20 protein-coding genes are annotated in these 21,426 nt (G+C 41.6%); all 20 read right to left on the reverse strand.

The features are described 5' to 3' along the window. Window positions 1–11 precede the first annotated feature (11 nt). The 20 genes from BWR56_RS05250 to BWR56_RS05345 all read right to left on the reverse strand — a co-directional run bounded on the left by BWR56_RS05250 (window position 12) and on the right by BWR56_RS05345 (window position 21,329). The gene (locus BWR56_RS05250) at window positions 12–1,574 is read right to left on the reverse strand and encodes a 2-isopropylmalate synthase (RefSeq protein ID WP_076984585.1); all 1,563 of its coding nucleotides are present in this window, start codon (window positions 1,572–1,574) and stop codon (window positions 12–14) included. Window positions 1,575–1,888: 314 nt separating this feature from the next. Further along, window positions 1,889–2,545, reverse strand: a complete 657-nt coding sequence (locus BWR56_RS05255) for an MmcQ/YjbR family DNA-binding protein (RefSeq protein WP_076984586.1) — start codon at window positions 2,543–2,545, stop codon at window positions 1,889–1,891. A gap of 43 nt (window positions 2,546–2,588) precedes the next feature. Then, a complete protein-coding gene (locus BWR56_RS05260) occupies window positions 2,589–3,221 on the reverse strand; it encodes a copper homeostasis protein CutC (protein WP_076984587.1) in 633 nt (210 codons plus the stop codon). Between the two features lie 93 nt (window positions 3,222–3,314). Then, the gene (locus BWR56_RS05265) at window positions 3,315–3,674 is read right to left on the reverse strand and encodes a YbaN family protein (protein ID WP_001220358.1); all 360 of its coding nucleotides are present in this window, start codon (window positions 3,672–3,674) and stop codon (window positions 3,315–3,317) included. Between the two features lie 106 nt (window positions 3,675–3,780). Then, window positions 3,781–5,868, reverse strand: coding sequence for a type I DNA topoisomerase (gene topA, locus BWR56_RS05270; RefSeq protein WP_000179670.1), 2,088 nt, complete (start codon window positions 5,866–5,868; stop codon window positions 3,781–3,783). Window positions 5,869–5,985: 117 nt separating this feature from the next. Continuing rightward, window positions 5,986–6,834, reverse strand: a complete 849-nt coding sequence (dprA, locus tag BWR56_RS05275) for a DNA-processing protein DprA (protein WP_000705328.1) — start codon at window positions 6,832–6,834, stop codon at window positions 5,986–5,988. An 80-nt stretch (window positions 6,835–6,914) separates the two neighbouring features. Then, window positions 6,915–7,538: a hypothetical protein gene (locus BWR56_RS05280; RefSeq protein WP_000734769.1), complete on the reverse strand. Its 624-nt coding sequence runs from the start codon at window positions 7,536–7,538 to the stop codon at window positions 6,915–6,917. Between the two features lie 140 nt (window positions 7,539–7,678). Beyond that, complete coding sequence (lepA, locus tag BWR56_RS05285) at window positions 7,679–9,502, reverse strand: translation elongation factor 4 (protein WP_049505907.1); 1,824 nt, start codon at window positions 9,500–9,502, stop codon at window positions 7,679–7,681. A 78-nt stretch (window positions 9,503–9,580) separates the two neighbouring features. Further along, window positions 9,581–10,309 carry a metallophosphoesterase family protein gene (locus BWR56_RS05290; protein ID WP_049505909.1) on the reverse strand — a complete coding sequence of 243 codons (729 nt, stop codon included), beginning with the start codon at window positions 10,307–10,309 and terminating at the stop codon, window positions 9,581–9,583. Then, window positions 10,310–11,977, reverse strand: coding sequence for a DNA repair protein RecN (gene recN, locus BWR56_RS05295; protein ID WP_049505910.1), 1,668 nt, complete (start codon window positions 11,975–11,977; stop codon window positions 10,310–10,312). It abuts the gene before it with no gap. A 6-nt stretch (window positions 11,978–11,983) separates the two neighbouring features. Beyond that, the gene (locus BWR56_RS05300) at window positions 11,984–12,415 is read right to left on the reverse strand and encodes an arginine repressor (RefSeq protein ID WP_001034394.1); all 432 of its coding nucleotides are present in this window, start codon (window positions 12,413–12,415) and stop codon (window positions 11,984–11,986) included. After that, the gene (locus BWR56_RS05305) at window positions 12,408–13,223 is read right to left on the reverse strand and encodes a TlyA family RNA methyltransferase (RefSeq protein WP_076984588.1); all 816 of its coding nucleotides are present in this window, start codon (window positions 13,221–13,223) and stop codon (window positions 12,408–12,410) included. Before BWR56_RS05305 ends, BWR56_RS05300 begins: the two co-directional genes overlap by 8 nt. After that, window positions 13,216–14,091: a polyprenyl synthetase family protein gene (locus tag BWR56_RS05310; RefSeq protein ID WP_076984589.1), complete on the reverse strand. Its 876-nt coding sequence runs from the start codon at window positions 14,089–14,091 to the stop codon at window positions 13,216–13,218. The genes BWR56_RS05305 and BWR56_RS05310 overlap by 8 nt, the downstream gene beginning before the upstream one ends. Further along, window positions 14,088–14,300: an exodeoxyribonuclease VII small subunit gene (locus BWR56_RS05315; protein WP_076984590.1), complete on the reverse strand. Its 213-nt coding sequence runs from the start codon at window positions 14,298–14,300 to the stop codon at window positions 14,088–14,090. Before BWR56_RS05315 ends, BWR56_RS05310 begins: the two co-directional genes overlap by 4 nt. Beyond that, window positions 14,278–15,618: an exodeoxyribonuclease VII large subunit gene (xseA, locus tag BWR56_RS05320; protein ID WP_076984591.1), complete on the reverse strand. Its 1,341-nt coding sequence runs from the start codon at window positions 15,616–15,618 to the stop codon at window positions 14,278–14,280. The genes BWR56_RS05315 and xseA overlap by 23 nt, the downstream gene beginning before the upstream one ends. 128 nt (window positions 15,619–15,746) lie before the next feature. Next, entirely contained in the window at window positions 15,747–16,385 is a 639-nt protein-coding gene (gene udk, locus BWR56_RS05325; RefSeq protein WP_042902181.1) for a uridine kinase, read from the reverse strand. A 114-nt stretch (window positions 16,386–16,499) separates the two neighbouring features. Further along, complete coding sequence (truB, locus tag BWR56_RS05330; protein WP_076984592.1) at window positions 16,500–17,378, reverse strand: tRNA pseudouridine(55) synthase TruB; 879 nt, start codon at window positions 17,376–17,378, stop codon at window positions 16,500–16,502. 28 nt (window positions 17,379–17,406) lie between these two features. Next, window positions 17,407–18,654, reverse strand: coding sequence for a glutamyl-tRNA amidotransferase (locus BWR56_RS05335; protein WP_076984593.1), 1,248 nt, complete (start codon window positions 18,652–18,654; stop codon window positions 17,407–17,409). A 25-nt stretch (window positions 18,655–18,679) separates the two neighbouring features. Next, window positions 18,680–19,954 carry a DUF2130 domain-containing protein gene (locus BWR56_RS05340; RefSeq protein WP_076984594.1) on the reverse strand — a complete coding sequence of 425 codons (1,275 nt, stop codon included), beginning with the start codon at window positions 19,952–19,954 and terminating at the stop codon, window positions 18,680–18,682. A 94-nt stretch (window positions 19,955–20,048) separates the two neighbouring features. After that, window positions 20,049–21,329 carry an O-acetylhomoserine aminocarboxypropyltransferase/cysteine synthase family protein gene (locus BWR56_RS05345; protein ID WP_000196319.1) on the reverse strand — a complete coding sequence of 427 codons (1,281 nt, stop codon included), beginning with the start codon at window positions 21,327–21,329 and terminating at the stop codon, window positions 20,049–20,051. Window positions 21,330–21,426: the final 97 nt, after the last annotated feature.

The raw sequence follows: 21,426 nt of genomic DNA on the forward strand, positions 1-21,426 counted from the left end.
AGCCTTCTCCTTTACACACTAGGCATGTCTCGGTAGGAAACGCTATGCCCCATCTCACCTGCATTCTCTTTTTGAACAAAGGTATTAGCATTGATATAAGCAATAGCCGAAGCCTTCAATACATCGAAATCGAGACCTGCTGCGTTAAAGATGGTTTCTGTCTCTCTGTTTTCAACAGTAACCAAGACACGAGCTTGAGCATCAATTCCATCTGTCACAGCATCAATGGTATAGGACACCAAGCGGACAGATTGGTTAAAGAACTTATCGATAGCGTTAAAGATTGCTTCAACGGAACCTTGCCCTGTTGCATTAAATTCGACTTTCTCACCATCCATATTGGCTAGGCTAACGAGGGCTTCAATGTCATTGTCTGCATGAGTTTGAAGTTGTAAATCATCAAAATGGAACCCTTCTGGATTTTCAACCATGGTTCCAGCTACCAGAGCTCGAATATCTGCATCTGTGATTTCTTGTTTCTTGTCTGCTAGAGCCTTGAACTTAGCGAAGAGTGGTTTGATATCCTCTTCTGTAAAATCTAGGGCTAATTCTCTTAGTTTTTCAACAAAGGCATGGCGACCAGACAATTTTCCAAGCGGAAGACTATTACTCTTAACACCGACCAATTCAGGTGTGATGATCTCATAAGTGAGAGGATTTTTAAGGACTCCATCTTGGTGAATGCCCGATTCATGAGAGAAGGCATTACCACCAACCACAGCCTTGTTTTTAGGAACTGGAATACCAGAAAAGCGAGAAACCATTTCAGACGTATTCATTGTTTCATCCAAAACAATATCACTAGTTGCTTGGAAGAAATCCTCACGAATCTTCAAAGCAACAGCTACTTCTTCAAGAGCAACATTACCTGCGCGTTCACCGATACCATTAATAGTTCCCTGGACACGTCCAGCACCGTGTTTAATTGCTGTCAAAGTATTTGCAGTTGCCATACCGAGATCATCGTGACAGTGGACACCAAAGACAACTTTATGATCTGATTTAATATTTTCAGTCAAGTGATCAAAGATACGTGCAAACTCTTCTGGAGTCGTAAAGCCAACTGTGTCAGGGATATTGATATAAGATGCACCTGCATCGACCGCTGTTTGAACGACTTGTAAGAGGAAATCCAACTCTGTTCTAGTCGCATCTTCAGGAGAGAATTCGACGATTTCAAACTTAGAACGAGCATAAGAAACATGTTCCTTGATAGCTTCTAAAATCTCTTCCTTGCTCTTATTGAGCTTATACTTGCGGTGAATCGGACTGGTAGCGATAAAGACATGAATTTGTGGATACTTGGCATCCTTAAGAGCCTCATAACAAGCATCAATATCAGATTTTACAGAACGAGCTAATCCTGTCACTGCTGTTTTTTTCATGGCTTTAGCAATTTCTTGAACGGCTATAAATGAATCTGGACTAGCAGCCGGAAAACCAGCTTCAATTACAGAAATTCCCCATTTCTCCAGCTGTCTTGCAATGGAAACTTTTTCCTTTATTGAGAAGTTAACACCAGGTGTTTGTTCCCCATCACGAAGGCTTGTATCAAAAAATTCAACTTTACGCATAAGATTTCCCCTTTTCCAAATGTGGTTTTAAAAAAACATCTCGCTCAGAAGCCCAAGCGAGATGTTGATTTACTCCCGCTTGGTAAGCCAAACAGGACTAATGCTTTTGCACTAGCCCGAGTACCTCAACAACAAAGCAAATTGATTAAACTTAGTTGTTTTCATGTTTGACTTTCTCCTTCGTTTGATATCTTGTTTAGTATTTTAGCATAGCTAAAAACACTTGTCAAGAAAAAATCCATTATTTTCTGAAAATTTCTTCAGTAAAGAATATTTTGCTAATTGAAAGTATTTGAAAACTCAAGTAACTTTCCTTATTTTTTCACGGTCAAGTTCCAACTTCTTTCGATAAGTTCTAACGCTTCTTCATCTTGCAAACTATCATCAAGAGCCAGACTAAGCCAGTAGCGTTTGTTCATATGAAAGGCTGGATAAATACCTTTTTTTGAAAGCAAATCAGCTACTTGGTCGTGTTTGAGGTTGACTGCTTCGACTAGCCCTTCTCTGCCCTTTTCCAGCTTATCCCAAGGAATTCTCATTAAAACAGCATACCACTTTTGATTACCTTCATGGCGCAATACAGCTGTATCAGGAGACTTTTCCCACAGATACTCCAACTGATTACCATACTTTTCCTGAACCTTATCCATGATACGCTTAGTCTGAGGGCAGATAAAATCCTGTACATCAAAGCAAGCCTTCCGAATCTGGTAAAGAATCTCCAAACAAGCCTCACGGACACTTCCGACAAAACTTCCCCGCATACTTTCCATATGTACTTGAGGATAGAGGTCACCCGTTTCCTGATCAAAAACCTGAAAGCTCACATTATCAGGAGTGATAGAGACTGTCATGGAAAAGTCACCCTGTAAAATCTGGCAACTATAAGTCCAAACTCCACTACTTTCTAAAAAACCATAGGCACGAGCCTTTTCTTGATTAAACTGATAGGATTTAAAAATTTCAAACATAAGTGAAAACTGCTACCCAAAGCTAGCAGTTCCTTTCTATTTTTTAAAAGACAACCTTGGTTCCATGCAATTGTGTCACACCCAGCTGGTCGATAAAGGTTTGACGGTTGTCCAAGTCAATCCCCCCACCTGGTAGAATTTCAATTTTACCTTTAGCATGTTCTAAAATTCTGTGATAATGAGCGAAACGTTTCTCTAGCGAGTCTCCAGATACACCAGCACGAGTTAGGATACGGGTAACACCAGCTTGGCTGAGCCAGTCAATGGCTTCCAACTGGTCTTCATCACTCAATTCATCAAAGGCCATGTGAAAGACAATTTCCATTCCTTTAGATGCGGTAATCAGCTTCTCAAGATTAGGCTTATCCAACTTCTTATCAGCAGTTAATGCCCCAAATACAACCCCTTGACTTCCAGCCTGAGTAGTCAAACGAATGTCTTCTAGCATGATCGCTATTTCAAGATCAGTATAGACAAAGTCGCCACCACGGGGACGAATCATAGTCATGATGGTGGTGTCGTAGTTAGCTGCCAGTTCAACCGCTGCCTTGGTCACTCCATAGCTAGGTGTTGTTCCTCCCACTGCTAGATTGTCACAAAGTTCGATTCGACGAGCTCCAGCCTGCATGGCTTTTTCTAGCAAGGTCACATTTTCAGCACAAAATTCGTAAATCATTTGATTCTCCTTGATGTTTTCTTTAAATTTATTATATCATATTATTTTAAATATGCTTTCATTTTTATCAAGGCAAATAACTACTATTTTTATCTATTCTTTGTCAGGAATGACTTTAAAGAGATAATAGGTGATAAAGATAGTCAAGGCTCCCAGACCGATTTTGACTGGCAAAAGAGGAGCAAAATAAATAGAAATTCCCATCAAGATATAGATAGATACGATGATTTTTTTCTTTCGTTCTCGCGCTATTGACTTGGTTTCCCGAAAGTCCGCTACATAAGTCTGATAAAGCTTTGTATGATAAAGCCAGTCTTCAAAACGCTTAGAAGATTTAGAAAAACAAGCAATAGCTAACAAAAGAAAGGGGGTTGTTGGTAAAAGTGGTAAGACAACTCCAACAAGAGCCAAGGCTAAAGAAATAAAACCAATACTGAGGTAAATGATACGCATGATTTCTCCTAGATAAATTACTCTTCCTCTAGTTTCGCACACAAGGGGGAAATTTGTCAAGTTTCAAGTAAAAAGAGCCTGAAATTCATTTTCAGGACTCTGCATTTTATTTAATTTTCTCTTCTTCGTAGTCGCCATTACTACATACAACCTGCTTACCACCACCACGGACTTTTTTCTCCACAAGGAAGTGTCCGCATTTTGGACAATCACGGCCAATTGGTTTGTCCCAGGAAGTAAATTCACATTCTGGGTAACGATTGCAACCATAGAAGATACGATTACGCTTGGTTTTGCGTTCAATGATTTGTCCTTGATGACAGCTTGGACACTCGACTCCAATCTCTTTGACAATTGCCTGAGTATGACGGCAGTCTGGGAAATTACTACAAGCATAGAATTTACCAAAACGACCGAGCTTAATCACCATCGGACTGCCACAAACTTCACAGTCAAATCCAGCTGGCTCATCCTTGATCTGGATTTTTTCCATTTCGGATTCAGCCTTGGCTACCTCTTTAGAGAATGGTTTATAAAATTCATCAATGACACGTTGCCACTGCTCTTTACCAACTTCGACATCATCCAGTTTTCCTTCCATCTCAGCTGTGAAGGTCACGTTTACGATATCTGGGAAGTATTCAACGATGAGTTTATTGACAATTTCTCCCAGTTCTGTCGGTTCAAAACGTTTTGCTGCCAGACGAACGTAGTAGCGTTTTTGGATGGTTTCAATTGTCGGAGCGTAGGTTGACGGACGTCCAACCCCATTTTCCTCCAAGGTCTTGATAAGAGTCGCTTCCGAATAGCGAGCTGGCGGTTGAGTGAAATGTTGTTCTGGCTTGCTATTGACCTGCTTGACCACATCTCCAACAGCCATATCTGGCAACATCTTGTTCTTGTCAGAGTCATTGTAGATAGCAAGATAACCATCAAACTTAACTTGACTACCATTTGCCGCAAACTGAACCCCATTTTGAGAGAGCTTAACAGCCATGGTATCAAAAATAGCTCCCGTCATCTGGCTAGCTACAAAACGGTTCCAGATAAGGGTATAGAGCTTGAGCTGGTCTTTGTCCAAGTACTTAGCGATGCTTTCTGGTGTATTAAAGACACTAGATGGACGAATGGCTTCGTGGGCATCCTGAGCACCTGAGGCATTCTTGACCTTGCTACCATGCTTGGAATACTTGCTACCAAAACGGTTGTTAATGTAGCTTGCCGCTTCGTTCTGAGCCACAGGGCTGATACGAGTCGAGTCTGTACGCATATAGGTAATCAAACCTTGCACGCCTGATCCGATATTGATTCCTTCATAAAGCTGCTGGGCCACCATCATGGTCTTTCGAGTACGGAAATTGATTTTGTTAGCCGCATCCATCTGCATGGTTGAAGTCGTATAGGGTAGGGGCGCATTGCGTTTGCGCTCTTTCTTATCTACCTGGTCTACTGTGAAATCTTTGCTAGTCAAATGGGACAAGACTTCTTTGACTTCTTCGTTGGTGGTCAATTTCATCTTTTTGCCATTCATACCATAGAAAGAAGCTTGAAATTGTTTGGTTCCCTTCTTAAAGACACCATCAATTGTCCAGTATTCTTCTGGTTGGAAGGCATTGATTTCATTTTCACGGTCAATGATGAGCTTAAGGGCAACAGACTGCACCCGCCCTGCTGATAAGCCCTTCTTGACCTTTTTCCACAAAATAGGCGAAATCGAATACCCTACCAAGCGGTCCAAGACACGACGAGCTTGTTGGGCGTCGACCAAGTCCATATCAATCTTGCGAGGTTCTTTAAAGGCATTTTTTACTGCGTCTTTGGTGATTTCATTAAAGACCACACGGTTGGCATCATTCTCATCCAAGTTGAGAATGTGGGCCAAATGCCAGGAAATTGCTTCTCCTTCGCGGTCCGGGTCACTCGCAAGAAAGACTTTATTGGCCTTTTTAGCTTCCTTTTTCAAATCATTGATGAGGGGACCCTTGCCTCGGATATTGATATACTGCGGTTCATAGTTATTTTCAATGTCGACTGACATACTGGATTTCTTCAAATCACGGATATGCCCGACACTGGCTAAAACCTTGTAATTTCTGCCTAGATATTTCTCAATCGTTTTCGCCTTAGCAGGCGACTCCACGATGACTAGATTTTTTTTAACTGTTGATTTTTTCTTCTTTGTTGCCGTAGCCACACTATCACACCTTTTCAAAGTAATAAACTTTATAAAGTGTAAACCATTTTTCTATAGCTGTCAAGACCTAAGTCCTATATATAGAAGAAAAGTTTATCTGAGTGAAGAAATTTCTCCTTAAAATTCAAACTCAGCCAACACATCTTGTCCACTGCTAATCAGCTTTGCTCCCTCTTGGATCAGGTGGTGACAGCCATCTGAATGGCCATCTAAAATGTTTCCTGGAATGGCAAAAACATCACGCCCTTCCTCCATAGCTCGCTCACAGGTGATAAGACTACCAGAACGCATCCTTGCCTCTGCTACAATAACGCCACGGCAAAGGCCAGCAATGATGCGATTACGAGCTGGAAAGTGAAATTTCAAGGGTTCTTCACCAGGTCCGTACTCGCTAAGTACCAAATGGTGATTGCCAATGTGTTCCTGCAAACGTTTATTGGCTCGGGGATAAAAAACATCCAATCCTGTTCCAATGACGGCAATCGTTCTTCCTCCATTCTGGAGTGCAGCCATATGGGCAGCTGTATCAATCCCTTTGGCTAAACCACTGACAACGATTAACTCGTTTTCCAAACCTTGAATGACTTTCTGAACCGATTTTGCTCCCTGACTAGAACATGAACGACTCCCTACAACAGCAACCTTTGGAAATTTCAACAGGTCTAGATTTCCTTTATAAAACAAGAGCACTGGAGCATCATAAATCTCACTCAGATCCCAAGGATAACAGTCATCAAGAATAGAAAAGGATGGAAATTTCTGAAACTCCTTCTCCAACTGTGCATCATCTATCTGGAAATAGCGTTCCATAAAGACAGCAGGATTACGACACCCAGATATTTCTGCAATATCACCTAGCAAGAGCTCCTGATCTACAGTCTCATCGTATTCAAGAACTGTTAAAATTTGTTGATTGCTCAGCCCAGCTTTTCTCAATTTGTAAATTTCATAGTTTGTGATCTTCATATACAACTCCATTTCTTTTTCTACTCATCTATCTATTCGTAAAAAAAATAAAAAGAAGACCAAGGATCTTCTTTTTTCATTTATTCAGATTTAGTAGTTGACCAGCTACTTTCAATCATCGGTAAGATTGTTTTTAAAGTTTCCCCATCCCCTTCAAGTGAAACATAGCGGATTTTACCATCATTTGATCGGAAAACCCAGGTAACGAGGTATTTCCCTGACTTAGCAATTGCATTGACAACATAGGCTTCATAGCCTCCAATGGTCGATTTGGAGCCCCAAACCTTACTGAAATCAGAGCTTTGTTCTTTGGAAGTTAAAATACTAGATGAGACAGTCACAACATCCAGTTTAGCATATTCTTCTTCGCTGATATTGAACTGCTCAGCCTTAAAGGTATTCAGCGTAACAATGTTGATATCTGTTCCATCACAATACTGTATATCATTTCCACCTTCTACTTCATGGAATCGAACCCATGATTTGGGTACCTTGACAAATCCATATTCATTCGAACCGATGATTTGCGTCTCTTCCTTTTTCGCTTCAGAAACAGCAGAACTAGTGCTATTCGTTTCCTGACTTCTTGAAGAACTAACAACCGCAGTCGAACTTTCTTCGGTTGCTGTTTGCGATTTATTGGAGCATGAAGCTAAAAAAGCACTAACAGTAACTACAGTACCTAAAATTAATAATTTTTTCATCCTACCACCTTTCCATCTGCATTATAAGAAAAATAAGGACTTCTGTCAAATTCTAACCTAATCGATTCTGTTAGCTTCCGATTTTATCACTCTCATTTAAAGCAAAAACTCTTGAAAAATCTTCAAGAGTTTTTTTATTTCTATTCTTCATCCATGCTCAAGACGCTAAGGAAGGCTTCTTGTGGGACTTCTACTGATCCGATAGCTTTCATGCGTTTCTTACCAGCTTTTTGTTTTTCAAGGAGTTTACGTTTACGAGAAACGTCACCACCATAACATTTGGCAAGTACGTTCTTACGAAGGGCCTTGATATCAGTACGGGCCACGATCTTGTGCCCAATAGCTGCTTGAATTGGCACCTCAAATTGTTGACGAGGGATGATTTTCTTGAGCTTATCCACAATGAGTTTCCCACGTTCGTAGGCAAAATCCTTGTGAACGATAAAGCTGAGGGCATCCACCTTATCACCATTGAGAAGGATATCCATTTTGACTAGCTTAGATGGGCGGTACTCTGACAATTCGTAGTCAAAGCTTGCATAACCACGCGTCGAAGATTTAAGTTTATCAAAGAAGTCAAAGACGATTTCAGCAAGTGGAATCTGATAGATGACATTGACACGATTGTCATCAATATAGTCCATGGTTACAAAGTCCCCACGCTTGCGCTGAGCTAGTTCCATAACTGCTCCGACGAACTCCTGCGGTACCATGATTTGCGCCTTGACATACGGCTCTTCAATAGTCGCAATCTTGGTTGGATCTGGAAATTCAGAGGGGTTAGACACATCCATAGATTCACCGTCAGTTTGGTTAACCTTGTAAATAACAGACGGAGCTGTCATGATGAGGTCAATGTTGAACTCGCGCTCTAAACGCTCTTGGATAACATCCATATGGAGAAGTCCAAGGAATCCACAACGGAAACCAAATCCAAGGGCCTGAGATGTTTCTGGTTCAAACTGCAGGCTGGCATCGTTAAGTTGCAATTTTTCTAGGGCTTCACGAAGGTCATTGTACTTGTTTGATTCGATTGGATAAAGACCCGCAAAGACCATAGGATTCATCTGCTTGTATCCATCTAGCGGTTCTGCTGCTGGATTGCTTGCTAGAGTAACTGTATCACCCACGCGCGTATCTTGAACCGTCTTGATAGAAGCCGCAATATAACCAACGTCACCAGTTGCAAGAAAATCGCGTCCTACTGCTTTCGGCGTGAAAATACCAACTTCCGTCACATCAAAGGTCTTGCCATTGCTCATGAGCTGAATCTTATCGCCAGGTTTGACCACTCCGTCCATAACACGCACTTGGAGGATGACCCCGCGATAAGCATCATAAACTGAGTCAAAAATTAAGGCTTTTAATGGAGCTGAAACATCACCAGTTGGAGCTGGCACTTTTTCAACAATCTGCTCAAGAATTTCTTCAATACCAATACCAGCTTTGGCTGAAGCCAAGACCGCTTCGCTGGCATCCAGTCCGATGACATCCTCAATCTCTGTACGCACACGCTCTGGATCGGCTGCTGGAAGGTCAATCTTGTTAATGACTGGCAGAATTTCCAAATCATTATCCAAGGCTAAATAAACGTTAGCAAGAGTTTGCGCCTCAATCCCTTGGGCCGCATCAACCACCAAAATTGCTCCTTCACAGGCAGCTAGCGAACGCGACACTTCATAGGTAAAGTCCACGTGCCCTGGCGTGTCAATCAAGTGGAAAATATAGGTCTCACCATCTTTCGCAGTGTAATTAAGCTCAATGGCATTGAGTTTAATGGTAATCCCACGTTCACGCTCAAGATCCATACTATCCAGAAGTTGGGCTTGCATTTCACGACTAGAAACCGTCTCCGTCTTTTCCAAAATGCGGTCTGCTAGGGTTGATTTCCCATGGTCAATATGGGCGATAATAGAGAAGTTCCGAATCTTCTCCTGTCGTTTCTTCAATTCTTCTAAGTTCATGATGCTCTTCCTTTCAGGGTATCTATTAATTATAAATTGTTTTTAACATTTTGACAAGACCATACCCTGCTAGGAGTACTAATCTTCGGCAACAAAACCATCATTTTCGATAAAGTGGTGTTCTGTCATTCCTTGGTCTGTAAAGACGATTCCATGAAGGACACCACCATAGACAGCTCCTCCATCCATGCCAATCTTGCCATCCTCTGTTATCCAAAGCTCAGCTGTACCTCGGTCTTGCTTCAGTAAGCCATAAACTGGTGTATGCCCAAAGACAATGGTTTTCCCAGTATGATTTTCGGCTTCGTGGAATGGTTTTCTGAGCCAGACTTTCTTGTAATCTGTGGTTTCATGCCAATCATCCAAAGTTAAATCAATACCCGCATGAACAAAGATATACTTGTCTGTCTCTACTACAAATGGCATTTGACGAATAAATTCGACCAAGTCTGCTGCTTCTGTCGCAACCCGTTTGGCATCTTCTACGCCATCAACTGGTGCATCCAAGGGACGACCTAAAATTGAGTTAATGGTTGTATCACCACCATTGCGACGATAATGGTCATAGCTTTCTTCTGGGTCATCGAGCCAAGTCAGAAACATATACTCATGATTACCTGATAAACAAATAGCTCCTTGATTGTCGACCAAGTCTTTGACCATCTCTAGAACACGGCGACTGTCTTCACCACGGTCAATCAAATCCCCTAGAAAGAGCAACTGAGTTTGACCATCCCATGTTTTGAGAAGATCTTCCAGCATAACTGCTTTTCCATGGACATCTCCAATTACATAATAGTCTGTCATTTATTTCATCCTCGTTTGCAATAATTCTCTGGCTTGGGTAAGGGCAGCTTCAGTTACATTTTCCCCAGCCAACATCTTAGCTACTTCCTCTACTCGCTCTTCTAAAGTCAAAAGGCGAACCGTCGACACCGTTGAGTGCTCATCGCTAATCTTCTCAATAAAGAATTGATAATCCGCGATGGCAATCACTTGTGGAAGGTGAGAGATAGCAAGAACCTGACCATGCTGGCCAATCTTATGAATTTTTTGAGCAATGGCCTGGGCTACACGACCTGAAACTCCCGTATCCACCTCATCAAAGACAATACTGGTCTTGCCTTCCTTACGAGAAAAGGCAGACTTGATAGCCAACATGAGACGGGATAATTCCCCACCGGACGCAACTTTGACCAAAGGCTTAAAGTCCTCACCTGGGTTGGTGGAAATATAAAACTCGACTGTTTCATTCCCCTCACGACTAAATTTGCCCTTGCTAAAGCGAACCTGGAACTGTGCCTTCTCCATATAGAGATCCTGAAGTTCTTGTTTAATCTCAGCCTCAAGCTGCTGGGCCAAATCATGACGAGCTGATGCAAGTTGCCCTGCCAAATCGACAAGATTAACTTCCAATTTCTTGAGCTCTGCTTCCATGTCTTCAGAAGAAAGGTTATTTCCAGTCAAGAGATTGTACTCATCCGTAATCTTAGCAAAATAAAGCAAAACATCGTCTACAGTCCCACCGTACTTGCGAGTAATAGTATTTATAAGGTCTAAGCGATTTTCAACCTGCATGAGGCGATTGCCATCAAAATCCAAGTCCTCAATAATATCTTCTAAACGCTTGGTAATATCTTCTAAAACATAGTATGTTTCGGATAGAGAACTTGAAATTTCACGGTATTCAGGGTCATATTCTTCGACACTTTCCATGTCATTCATGGCTGAACGGACATTAGCAAGACTGGAGAATTCCTCATTGTCCAACATACTATAGGCATTGGTTAGGGTATCTGCAATATTTTTATGGTTGAGAAGTTTATCACGTTCTTGGTTGAGAGCTAAGTCTTCACCAGCCTGCAAGTTTGCAGCCTCAATCTCTGCCATTTGAAATTCCAACATCTCAATACGAGCCTTGTGTTCCTGTTGGTTTTTCTTGACTTCCAAAACCTGCTTACGCATTTTGCGATAGGCATCAAAGCTCGTCTGATAGGTCTCCTTCAAGTCCAAGAAAGCAGCATCACCAAACTCATCCAACATCTGGATATGCAGTTGAGGACGCATTAACTCTTCTTGGTCATGCTGACCATGGATATCCACAAGGTGTTGCCCAATAGCACGCAAGACAGAAAGATTGACCATCTGGCCATTCACGCGACTAACACTACGACCATTTTGCAGAATTTCACGCCGGATGATAATTTCATCACCCATTTCCAAACCTTGCTCATCAAAAAGTTCCTGTAAAAGGCGACTATTTTCAACTGAGAAAAGCCCCTCAATCTCTGCCTTTGGCGCACCGTGACGAATAACGTCTGTCGTTGCACGAGCCCCCAACATGAGATTCATAGCGTCGATAATGATAGACTTTCCAGCACCCGTTTCCCCGGTTAAAACAGTCATACCCTTTTCAAAATTGAGGGAAATCGCCTCAATAATGGCAAAGTTTTTTATCGAAATTTCAAGTAACATACTGACCTACCATTTTTTGACTTGTTCAACAATTTCTTCAGCTGCCTCTGCTGTTCTAGCTACAATTAAGATAGAATCATCATCAGCTAGACAGCTAAAAATCTGTTCAGAGAATGCCTCAACCAACTGACTCTTCACAAAAATAGTATTTCCAGGAATGACAGCAAGATTGATCATATTTCCCATTAACTCAGAACTCACAATATTGTCCTCAGCCAACTGCAAACTTTTGACGACTGATTTTGGCAACTCATAGATATAGGTGTTGTTCTTCAAAGGAATTTTAACAATCCCAAGTTCCTTGATGTCCCTTGAGACAGTGGCTTGCGTAGCAGAAATACCTGCTTCCTTCAAATGCTCAACGATTTCTTCCTGAGTCCCGATTTGATAATCCGTAACAAATCTTCTAATTTTTTCAAGTCTCTCTTTTTTATTCATCTTTAAATTCTCTATGCGCTCTCTCTACAACTTTTTCTATTTCAGGGGCAACTTGGTTACTTGCTCCCTCTTCCTTTTTCAAATATGCTAAAAATTCGATGTTTCCATGTCCACCTTGGATGGGAGAAAAGTCCAAACCAAGCACTGAAAAACCTTGTTCAACTGCCATAGCAGTGACAGATTCAAGGACAGTTTGATGAACCTTGGCATCGCGAATGATTCCATTCTTCCCAATCTGCTCACGACCTGCTTCAAACTGGGGCTTAACCAGAGCTACCACCTGACCTTGATCAGCCAAGACACGGTGCAAGGCAGGAAAAATCAGACTGAGGGAAATGAAACTCACATCAATACTGGCAAAGCTCGGTTCCTGCTCAAAATCAGTCTTTTCAGCATAACGAAAATTAAACTGCTCCATGCTGACAACCCGTGGGTCTTGACGTAATTTCCAAGCCAACTGATTGGTGCCAACATCGACTGCAAAGACCAACTCAGCACCATTTTGCAACATGACGTCAGTAAATCCTCCAGTGGAAGCCCCAATATCAATCGTGGTTGCTCCCTCCACTGACAAATCAAAGACCTGCAAGGCCTTCTCTAGTTTTAGACCACCACGACTGACATACTTGAGTTTTTCACCTTTGAGTTTTAGCTCAGTGTCATCTGGGATCTTCTCTCCTGGTTTATCAAATCGTTCTCCATTATGGACTGCTACGACTAGACCAGCCATGACACCGCGCTTGGCCTGTTCACGCGTTTCAAACAAACCCTGTTTATAAGCTAGTACATCCACTCTTTCCTTAGCCATTGATTCTCAAACTTTCTACTACTTTCACAATCGGCGCTGTTTCAAAGCTGACTTGCTGGGAAATTTCTTCCAATTTTTCATTAGCTTGATCCAGAGTTTGGTTACAAAAGGCAGTCGCCTCTTCCAAGCCCAACAAGGCTGGATAGGTTGATTTTCCAGCCTGCAAGTCCTTTTGTGGAGTCTTGCCGATTTCCTCAAAACTAGCGGTCACATCCAGCACATCATCTCTGACTTGAAAGGCCAGTCCGATTAATTCACCAACCGTTTTCAGTTTTGCTTGGATTTCAGGCGCTAATTCTGCTATGATAGCGGCGGCTTGGAAAGGATAGGCTAGTAATTTTCCAGTCTTATTGGCATGAATGGTCTGAAGTTCTTCCAAGGACAAATGCTGGTGTTCGCCTTCCATGTCCAGAACCTGCCCTGCTACCATGCCTAGACTACCTGATGCAAGGGATAAGTTGGCAATCAAGTCCACCTTGATCTGACTTGAGAAATCTGCCTGCGCTATTAAGGCATAGGGATCTAGGAACAAGGCATCACCTGCCAATATTGCCATCGCTTCGCCAAATTTCTTATGATTGGTTAAACGCCCTCGACGGTAATCGTCATCATCCATAGCAGGAAGGTCATCGTGAATCAAGCTCCCTGTATGAATCATTTCCAAGGCCGCTGCCACTTGAGCATGTGCTGGTTGGATAACTACTTGCAGGGATTCCAGAACTTCTAACAAGAGAAAAGGACGAATACGCTTGCCGCCAGCATGAATAGAATAGAGAACAGACTCTCGTAAACTAGAAGCAAACTGCTGATCTCCATAAAAGTCTTCCAAAGCCGACTCCACAAGAGCTAATTTTTCTTGCTTCTTCATTCAAAATCACTTTCTGTTTCATCTTCTTGCATGACCTTGACCAAGGTCTTTTCAGCCTTGTCCAGCGTCGCTTGGAGTTCTTTTGACAAGATCATGCCCTTTTGAAAGGCAGCAATCGCATCTTCTAGAGCAATTTCACCATTTTCCAAACTTTGGACAATGGTCTCTAGTTCTGCTAGATTTTCCTCAAATTTCTTTTGTTTTGACATCTTTAACCTCTAATTCTACCTGACCATCTCGCATCAAAAGCGTCACTTGGTCTTTTTTCTTCAACTTCTCAACCGAATCCACAACTGTCTCTTCTTTTTTGACAATAGCATAGCCACGCGCCACAATTCGGCTAGTATCCAACATCAGCAAGGCTTCCGAAAGTCGCTTGACCTCAGCAACCTTGGCATCATAAACCAGAGCCATTTGGCTACGAAGGAGCTTGTCCAACTGAGTAAGCCGGTCCTGATAGCGTTGAATTTTGGTAACAGGTGATAATTGCACCAGTTGATGAGTCCTTGCTTGGACTAGCTGTTTATTATCAGAAATCCGTGTTCGCAAACTTTGTTTTAATCGCAGTTGCAGTTGATCTAACCGTTGCAAATAACCATCATACAAACGCTCTGGTTGTCTAAAGATAACAGACTGACTGCATTTTTTCAGAACTTCCTTTTTCCTTGACAGGACATTCTGAACAGCCGTTGCCATCCGCTTTTCTTGATTTTGCAAATGCGTCAATAGATCCAACTTGGTTACAGGTGTTGCCAGTTCAGCTGCAGCTGTTGGCGTTGCAGCCCGTCTATCTGCCACAAAATCCGCCAAGGTCACATCCGTCTCATGACCAACACTAGAGATGATGGGCAAACGAGATTCAAAAATAGCCCGTACCACAATTTCTTCGTTAAAAGCCCAGAGATCCTCGATGGAACCCCCACCACGACCAATGATGAGAACATCTAGGTCCTCACGTTGATTGGCACGCGCAATATTTCGAGCAATTTCCTCCGCAGCTCCATCACCTTGCACCTTGGTCGGATAGAGAAGAATGCCAACACCTGGAAAGCGTCTGCTGACGGTCGTGATAATATCTCGAATAACAGCTCCACTGCGACTGGTTACCACACCGATTCGCTTAGCAAACTGGGGAAGAGGTTGCTTGAATCTCTCTTGAAATAGACCTTCTTCCGTCAATTTGTTCTTAAGTTGTTCAAACTGAATCGCTAGCGCCCCAACCCCATCAGGCTCAGCTTTTTCAATGATGATAGAGTAGCTACCGCTTGGTTCATAGACCTGCACACGCCCAATCACATTGATTTTCATTCCCTCTTCCAAGTCGAAACCTAATTTTTGATAAATCCCAGACCAGATGGTCGCTTGAATGACTGCATGATCATCTTTTAAGGAGAAATATTGGTGAGTAGGTCGTTTACGAAAGTTGGAAACTTGACCAGTTAAATAGACCCGTTCCAAGTAAGGGTCTTTATCGAATTTCATTTTCAGATACTTGGTCAAAGTTGTTACCGATAAATACTTTTCCATCTCCACCTACTATTCATTTTCTTGCTTTTCCATGGGTATTATTATACCAAAAACATGCTTAAAAATCACCTTTTTCCTACTGAAACTAAAGGAAAAATAGAAAAAGGAGGCTAGGCCTCCTCATCTGATTATTTGCTGTTTCGCGCTTCTTCCAAAATCTTTGCAATCTTAGTGGTCAAAAGGTCGATAGCAACGGTATTGCTGACCCCTTCAGGAATGACGAGATCCGCATAACGCTTAGTCGGCTCGATAAACTGGTGGTACATGGGTTTTACCACACCTAGATATTGGTCAATCACGCTATCCAGACTACGGCCACGCTCTTCCATATCACGCTTGATCCGACGAATAATGCGCACATCATCGTCAGTATCCACAAAAATCTTGATATCCATCAAATCACGCAAGCGCTTGTCCTCCAAGACCAAAATCCCCTCAACGATAAAGACATCCTGAGGCTCCTGACGATAGGTCTTGCTACTCCGTGTATGCGCTGTATAGTCATAAGTTGGAATGTCTACTGGGCGCCCTGCCAACAATTCCTTAATCTGCTCGATCATCAAGTCTGTATCAAAGGCAAAAGGATGGTCGTAGTTGGTTTTGACACGCTCTTCAAAGGTCAAGTGAGACTGATCCTTGTAGTATGAATCATGCTCAATCATGGAAATCTTTTCATCAGGAAAATGAGATAAAATGGCTCTTGAAACACTGGTCTTACCACCACCAGAACCACCTGTCACTCCGATAATGATTGGTCTATTTTGCATGCTATCCTCCGTTTTTTTATCCGTCGTCTATTCTATCACATTTTTTGCAAAATTTATAGTCTGATTTTGGATAGTCTAGGGGAAACATCAATCTATCCCCACAATCTAGTGAAACTAGCTAAAAACCTTCCTTGGTTTGTAGAAATTGCCCCTTTTTTCTAGAATGGCTAGCAATGTATCTCCCTCAAAGGCAGCCAGTTCTTGGTCTGTTTGGTCTAGCTCGATAAAACGACCAAACCGCACTTCTGTAGCCTCTTCTGGAGTTAGGATAACTTTGACAAGGTCCCCTGTACCAATCTCTAGAGGATGGAGAAAGTCCAGTTGACCAGCCTCCACTTTTTCAGCAATTTCGTCCAAGGTAAGAGCATCCTCCAGTTGTAAACCTGCTGCACTCGTCCGAGTCAAATGGGACATATGGGCCGCATAACCCAGCTTCTCTCCCAAGTCAACAGACAAGGTACGGATATAAGTCCCCTTACTACATTTCACACGAAAGGTAAAACGCGCAAGTTCGCCCTCATAAGAAATCGGACTTGTCCGCTCAAATTGATAAATGGTCACCTGACGTTCTGGACGCTCCACTTCCTGACCAGCACGCGCATACTCATAGAGTTTGCGACCATTAACCTTGACAGCCGAGTACATAGGCGGAATCTGAGTAATAGGCCCAGTCAGGCTCGCAATGGCTTTATCGACAATGATTTCATCCAAGGGCGACAAAACAGGTGTCTCTGCGACCACTTCCCCACTAGCATCCTCGGTCGTCGTTGAATAGCCGAGAGTGATTTCCCCCTCATAGACCTTGCCCTCATCCTGCATAAACTCGACCATGCGGGTTGCCTTGCCCACCGCAATAGGCAAAACACCCACTACATCCGGATCCAAGGTCCCACCATGACCAATTTTCTTGGTTCCCAAAATCTTACGCAGCTTAAAAACCGCGTCATGCGAAGTCATCCCCGCTTCTTTTTTTAAATTGATAATACCGTTCATGTGTTGCTTTCTAGTTTCCCTTTCACTTCTATTCCTCATTGTTTAAATCAATTTTTTTAATATCATATAAATCCTCAGAGTAAAATGGTTTACCCGACTCAATTGGTAAAATATATTCAAAATTATCATCCTTTTCAAGCTGTTTATATTTTCCATTAACAACCGAAAAGTAGTCAGCATTTATGTTGTAATATCCATCTGGAAAGCTTGAAAAATCAATATCTCCTAGTTCCAATAGGTTGCTTTTGCTAAGTGTTAAATGCAAGCAAAGTGCTCCCTCCTTCATAAAGTCTTTAACAGAAAGAGTCGCATATCCTCTAAAAGCTTGTTTTTCTTTACTGAATGAATTTTGATTTTGAAGAGCCTTTTCTTTTATTAAAGGAGTTATCCTATATGAATTTGATATTTTAAAACCAGGGCTAGCTAATGGCTGTTCTTTATCATCAATAACTACTAAATCATATCCTTTCTTTTGTATTGCACTTTCTACAGCTAATTTAAAATCATTCAGAACTGTCTGCGCTTCTTGGCTTGATACAGAGAGCTTCAAGAATTCTTTAAGACCATAATTCTCATTAATGAAACTGACCTCTGTTAATTTTTGACGAATGTACTTAGCACCTACTTGAATCGTTATCCCATTATCCGATACATCAAAAATACTAATATCTGAAACGTTGCTATCTATTTCTACGCTTTTAAGAGCGACATCAAAATTCATTCCCCTAGAAGAATAAAACTCTTTTAATTGTTGAACTTTAGCATTATTTCTAAAGTGGATTTGAATTCTACTTCCTACAAATGGAGAAAAAATACCAATCAAAAATAGAATAAGTAACTTACGACTTAATTTTGGATTATAGTTTTCCTTTTGATAAATCCAATCTAAATACGGAAATAAAAATAATGAAAAAATGAAACTCCAAAGGTCAATATCTTTTATAAAGTCAAAGGAAACGATCATTTTAAATCTTAGCAAAAACATCAGAAAAATTGCTAAAAAAATATTTCCAATCAATAGAAAAGCAATGATGCGTTTCGATTCATTTTTTGCTTTTCGCACATAAGATATCCCCACCAGAAGATTAGCCAAAAAACTAATTCCATAACCGAATATAGTTGGAATAAATCCAAAAATAGCAAAGAATAAATTATATCTTGAGTCAGTATCGCCTACGCCTTCAATATTTAAAAGACCATATAGGAGATTAAGAAAAAATACAATTAATGGTAAATAAGCAATATAAATTTCCGAGAATTTCAAAGATTTTTTCATAGTAACTCCTGTTTTTAAGGTAATCTCACTCCCCCCTCAGCGCTTCAAATTTCGCTTTCATAGTTGGATTTTTACGAGTCAATTTTTTAACCGAAACATCTTCCAATTTGTTGTTAGCGAGGCGGAGTTGGTTTTCAGATGTGGTTAGGAACTTCTTGACCTCTTCCATGCGTTTGATGGCTTTGTCGATTTCATCAATTGCTTTACCAAAGTTGGTCGAAGCAGAGTTGTAGTTCTTGGCAAAGGCTAGTTTAAAGGCATCCAAATCTTCCTCAAAATGCGTAATATCAATATTTTGCTCCCGGACTAAGGCCAACTCTTGCTTGTATTTCAAAGAATTAAGAGCCGCATTTCGCAGGAGACCAATCAACTGGATAAAGAACTGGGGACGAACCACATACATCTTCTCATACACATGGCTAACATCGACAATGCCTGTATTAAAGGAGTCGTCATCAGCTTCAAGCATACTTACTAAAACTGCATACTCACAGTTCTTCTCCCGACGGTCTTTATCCAACTCCTTGTAGAAGTCCGAATTCTTGTGCTTCTTCTCTGTTCCGTCCGCTTCATTTTTCATTTCAAACATAATGGAAATGATTTCCACCCCATTTTCATCACATTCACGGAAGATAAAGTCGCCTTTAGACCCACGCGTAGAAACCTTGTTATCCTTCTCAAAGTAGGCATTTGGAAAGGCAAAACTGCGAACCTTATTGAATTCACTCTCCGCATAGTGTTCTAGACTTTCCCCGATAGCTTTGGTTGATTGTTGAGCTTTGAAATTCTTGTAAAATTCTACTTGTTCACTAGCAGCCTTGAGCTGGGCTTCGTAATTCTGCTTAACAGAAGCCAAAGACAACTCATTTTCTTTTTCTTGTAAAAGAAGTTGATTTTTAACCTGATCTCGTTCTTTTTCTAGGTCAGTGAGGGTCTTTTGCAGTTGATTTTCATGCTCTAAACGCAAGGTAGCCAATTGATTTTCCAAGGCCTGTACTTCCTTATCCTTTGCCAATAAAGCCTCATGACTTGACTGTTCAACCTCTTTCTTAGCCAGCTCTTTCTCTGTATCAAAGTTTTGGATTTGACTCTGTAATTGAGCGATTTCTTGGTCTTTTTGAGCTAGTTTAGATTGTTGCTCATTCATAGCCTTTTGCTCAGCTAGAGCCAGTTCCTGCTTCATGCGATCATGCAATTCCTTGTCAAACTCTGTCGTTCTCACTTGAGATATGAGTTCGGCATACTGGCTTTCATTTACTGTAAATACTTCTCCACAATTAGGACATTTAATTTCGTTCATAACGTTCCTCTTTCTAGACTTCTGTAACCATTATATCATGCCTGAGGGAAAATCAAAAACAGTGAGTCGAAACCCACTGTTTATATCTGTTACTTTAAATTTTTTCCAAGGCCAAACGCAAATCTTCAATCAAATCCTCTACATTTTCAAGACCGATCGACAAGCGGATTTGGTTTGGTGTTACACCTGCTGCTTCTAGATCTTTTTCTGACAACTGACCGTGAGTGGTTGTCGCAGGATGGACAACAAGAGATTTGGCATCTGCCACGTTTGCAAGGTCAGAGAAGATTTCCAAATTATCAATAACCTTGCGAGCTTCTGCCTCTCCACCTTTGACATGGAAGGTAAAGATTGAACCCACACCTTTTGGCAAATATTTCTCAGCCAAGGCATGATATGGACTGTCAGCTAGTTTTGGATAATTTACCTTCTCTACCTTAGGATGGTTGACAAGGAAATCAACAATTTTCTCTGCATTTTGCACATGGCGTTCCACACGAAGAGAGAGAGTTTCAAGTCCCTGGAGCAAGAGAAAGGCGTTAAATGGCGACAAGGCCGCACCTGTATCACGGAGCAATTGAACACGAACAGCGATAATAAAGGCTGCTGCACCCACATCACGAGTATAGCTCAAGTTGTGGTAGCTAGGATCTTCCTCAACAAATTGAGGAAATTTCCCTGAAGCTGCCCAATCAAAACGACCACTGTCCACGATGACACCGCCAATAGTCGTACCATGTCCACCAATAAACTTAGTTGCTGAGTGAATGGCAATATCTACACCGTGAGAGAAGACGTTAATCAAATATGGTGTGGCAAAAGTATTGTCCGAAACGAGAGGAATCTGGTGTTTATGCGCAATCTCAGCCAATTTTTCCAAGTCAGGAATGTTAATCAAGGGATTCCCCAAGGTTTCAATCAAGACAAGCTTGGTATTGTCATTGATAGCTGCTTCCACTTCCTCTAAATTATCCACATCGACAAAGGTTGTTGTAATCCCATAACGAGGAAGGGTTTCCTTCAAGAGGTTGAAGGTCCCACCGTAAATAGTTGACGCAGCCACCACATGGTCACCTGCGTGAGCAAGCGCCAAAATAGTGTAGGTTACAGCAGCCATACCTGATGCGGTCGCTAGTGCTCCAACACCACCTTCAAGTGCAGCGATTCTTTCTTCAAATGCCGCTGTTGTAGGGTTTGTGATACGAGTATAAATGTTCCCTGGTTTTCTCAAGGCAAACAAATCAGCACCTTCTTGCGTGTCATCAAAAACGAAGGATGTTGTTTGATAAATCGGTACTGCACGAGACTTGGTTGCCGGATCAACTACTTGCCCAGCATGTAATTGTAGAGTTTCAAATTTAAAATCACGAGTCATAAGACGACCTCCAAATAGCTTCATTAGGGATATTGTATCATCTTGTGCTAGTCTTTTCCAATACTGATTTTCTATATTTTGATATAAGGAACAACTA

The organism is Streptococcus oralis, assembly GCF_001983955.1.
Taxonomy (GTDB): Bacteria; Bacillota; Bacilli; order Lactobacillales; family Streptococcaceae; genus Streptococcus; species Streptococcus jiangnanensis.

What these genes read in the sequence shown, in the direction of transcription:
- BWR56_RS05250 (WP_076984585.1), bottom strand. Translation starts at nt 1,574, where the DNA reads ATGCGTAAAGTTGAATTTTTTGATACAAGCCTTCGTGATGGGGAACAA.
- BWR56_RS05255 (WP_076984586.1), bottom strand. Translation starts at nt 2,545, where the DNA reads ATGTTTGAAATTTTTAAATCCTATCAGTTTAATCAAGAAAAGGCTCGT.
- BWR56_RS05260 (WP_076984587.1), bottom strand. Translation starts at nt 3,221, where the DNA reads ATGATTTACGAATTTTGTGCTGAAAATGTGACCTTGCTAGAAAAAGCC.
- BWR56_RS05265 (WP_001220358.1), bottom strand. Translation starts at nt 3,674, where the DNA reads ATGCGTATCATTTACCTCAGTATTGGTTTTATTTCTTTAGCCTTGGCT.
- dprA (WP_000705328.1), bottom strand. Translation starts at nt 6,834, where the DNA reads ATGAAGATCACAAACTATGAAATTTACAAATTGAGAAAAGCTGGGCTG.
- BWR56_RS05280 (WP_000734769.1), bottom strand. Translation starts at nt 7,538, where the DNA reads ATGAAAAAATTATTAATTTTAGGTACTGTAGTTACTGTTAGTGCTTTT.
- lepA (WP_049505907.1), bottom strand. Translation starts at nt 9,502, where the DNA reads ATGAACTTAGAAGAATTGAAGAAACGACAGGAGAAGATTCGGAACTTC.
- BWR56_RS05290 (WP_049505909.1), bottom strand. Translation starts at nt 10,309, where the DNA reads ATGACAGACTATTATGTAATTGGAGATGTCCATGGAAAAGCAGTTATG.
- recN (WP_049505910.1), bottom strand. Translation starts at nt 11,977, where the DNA reads ATGTTACTTGAAATTTCGATAAAAAACTTTGCCATTATTGAGGCGATT.
- BWR56_RS05300 (WP_001034394.1), bottom strand. Translation starts at nt 12,415, where the DNA reads ATGAATAAAAAAGAGAGACTTGAAAAAATTAGAAGATTTGTTACGGAT.
- BWR56_RS05305 (WP_076984588.1), bottom strand. Translation starts at nt 13,223, where the DNA reads ATGGCTAAGGAAAGAGTGGATGTACTAGCTTATAAACAGGGTTTGTTT.
- BWR56_RS05310 (WP_076984589.1), bottom strand. Translation starts at nt 14,091, where the DNA reads ATGAAGAAGCAAGAAAAATTAGCTCTTGTGGAGTCGGCTTTGGAAGAC.
- BWR56_RS05315 (WP_076984590.1), bottom strand. Translation starts at nt 14,300, where the DNA reads ATGTCAAAACAAAAGAAATTTGAGGAAAATCTAGCAGAACTAGAGACC.
- xseA (WP_076984591.1), bottom strand. Translation starts at nt 15,618, where the DNA reads ATGGAAAAGTATTTATCGGTAACAACTTTGACCAAGTATCTGAAAATG.
- udk (WP_042902181.1), bottom strand. Translation starts at nt 16,385, where the DNA reads ATGCAAAATAGACCAATCATTATCGGAGTGACAGGTGGTTCTGGTGGT.
- truB (WP_076984592.1), bottom strand. Translation starts at nt 17,378, where the DNA reads ATGAACGGTATTATCAATTTAAAAAAAGAAGCGGGGATGACTTCGCAT.
- BWR56_RS05335 (WP_076984593.1), bottom strand. Translation starts at nt 18,654, where the DNA reads ATGAAAAAATCTTTGAAATTCTCGGAAATTTATATTGCTTATTTACCA.
- BWR56_RS05340 (WP_076984594.1), bottom strand. Translation starts at nt 19,954, where the DNA reads ATGAACGAAATTAAATGTCCTAATTGTGGAGAAGTATTTACAGTAAAT.
- BWR56_RS05345 (WP_000196319.1), bottom strand. Translation starts at nt 21,329, where the DNA reads ATGACTCGTGATTTTAAATTTGAAACTCTACAATTACATGCTGGGCAA.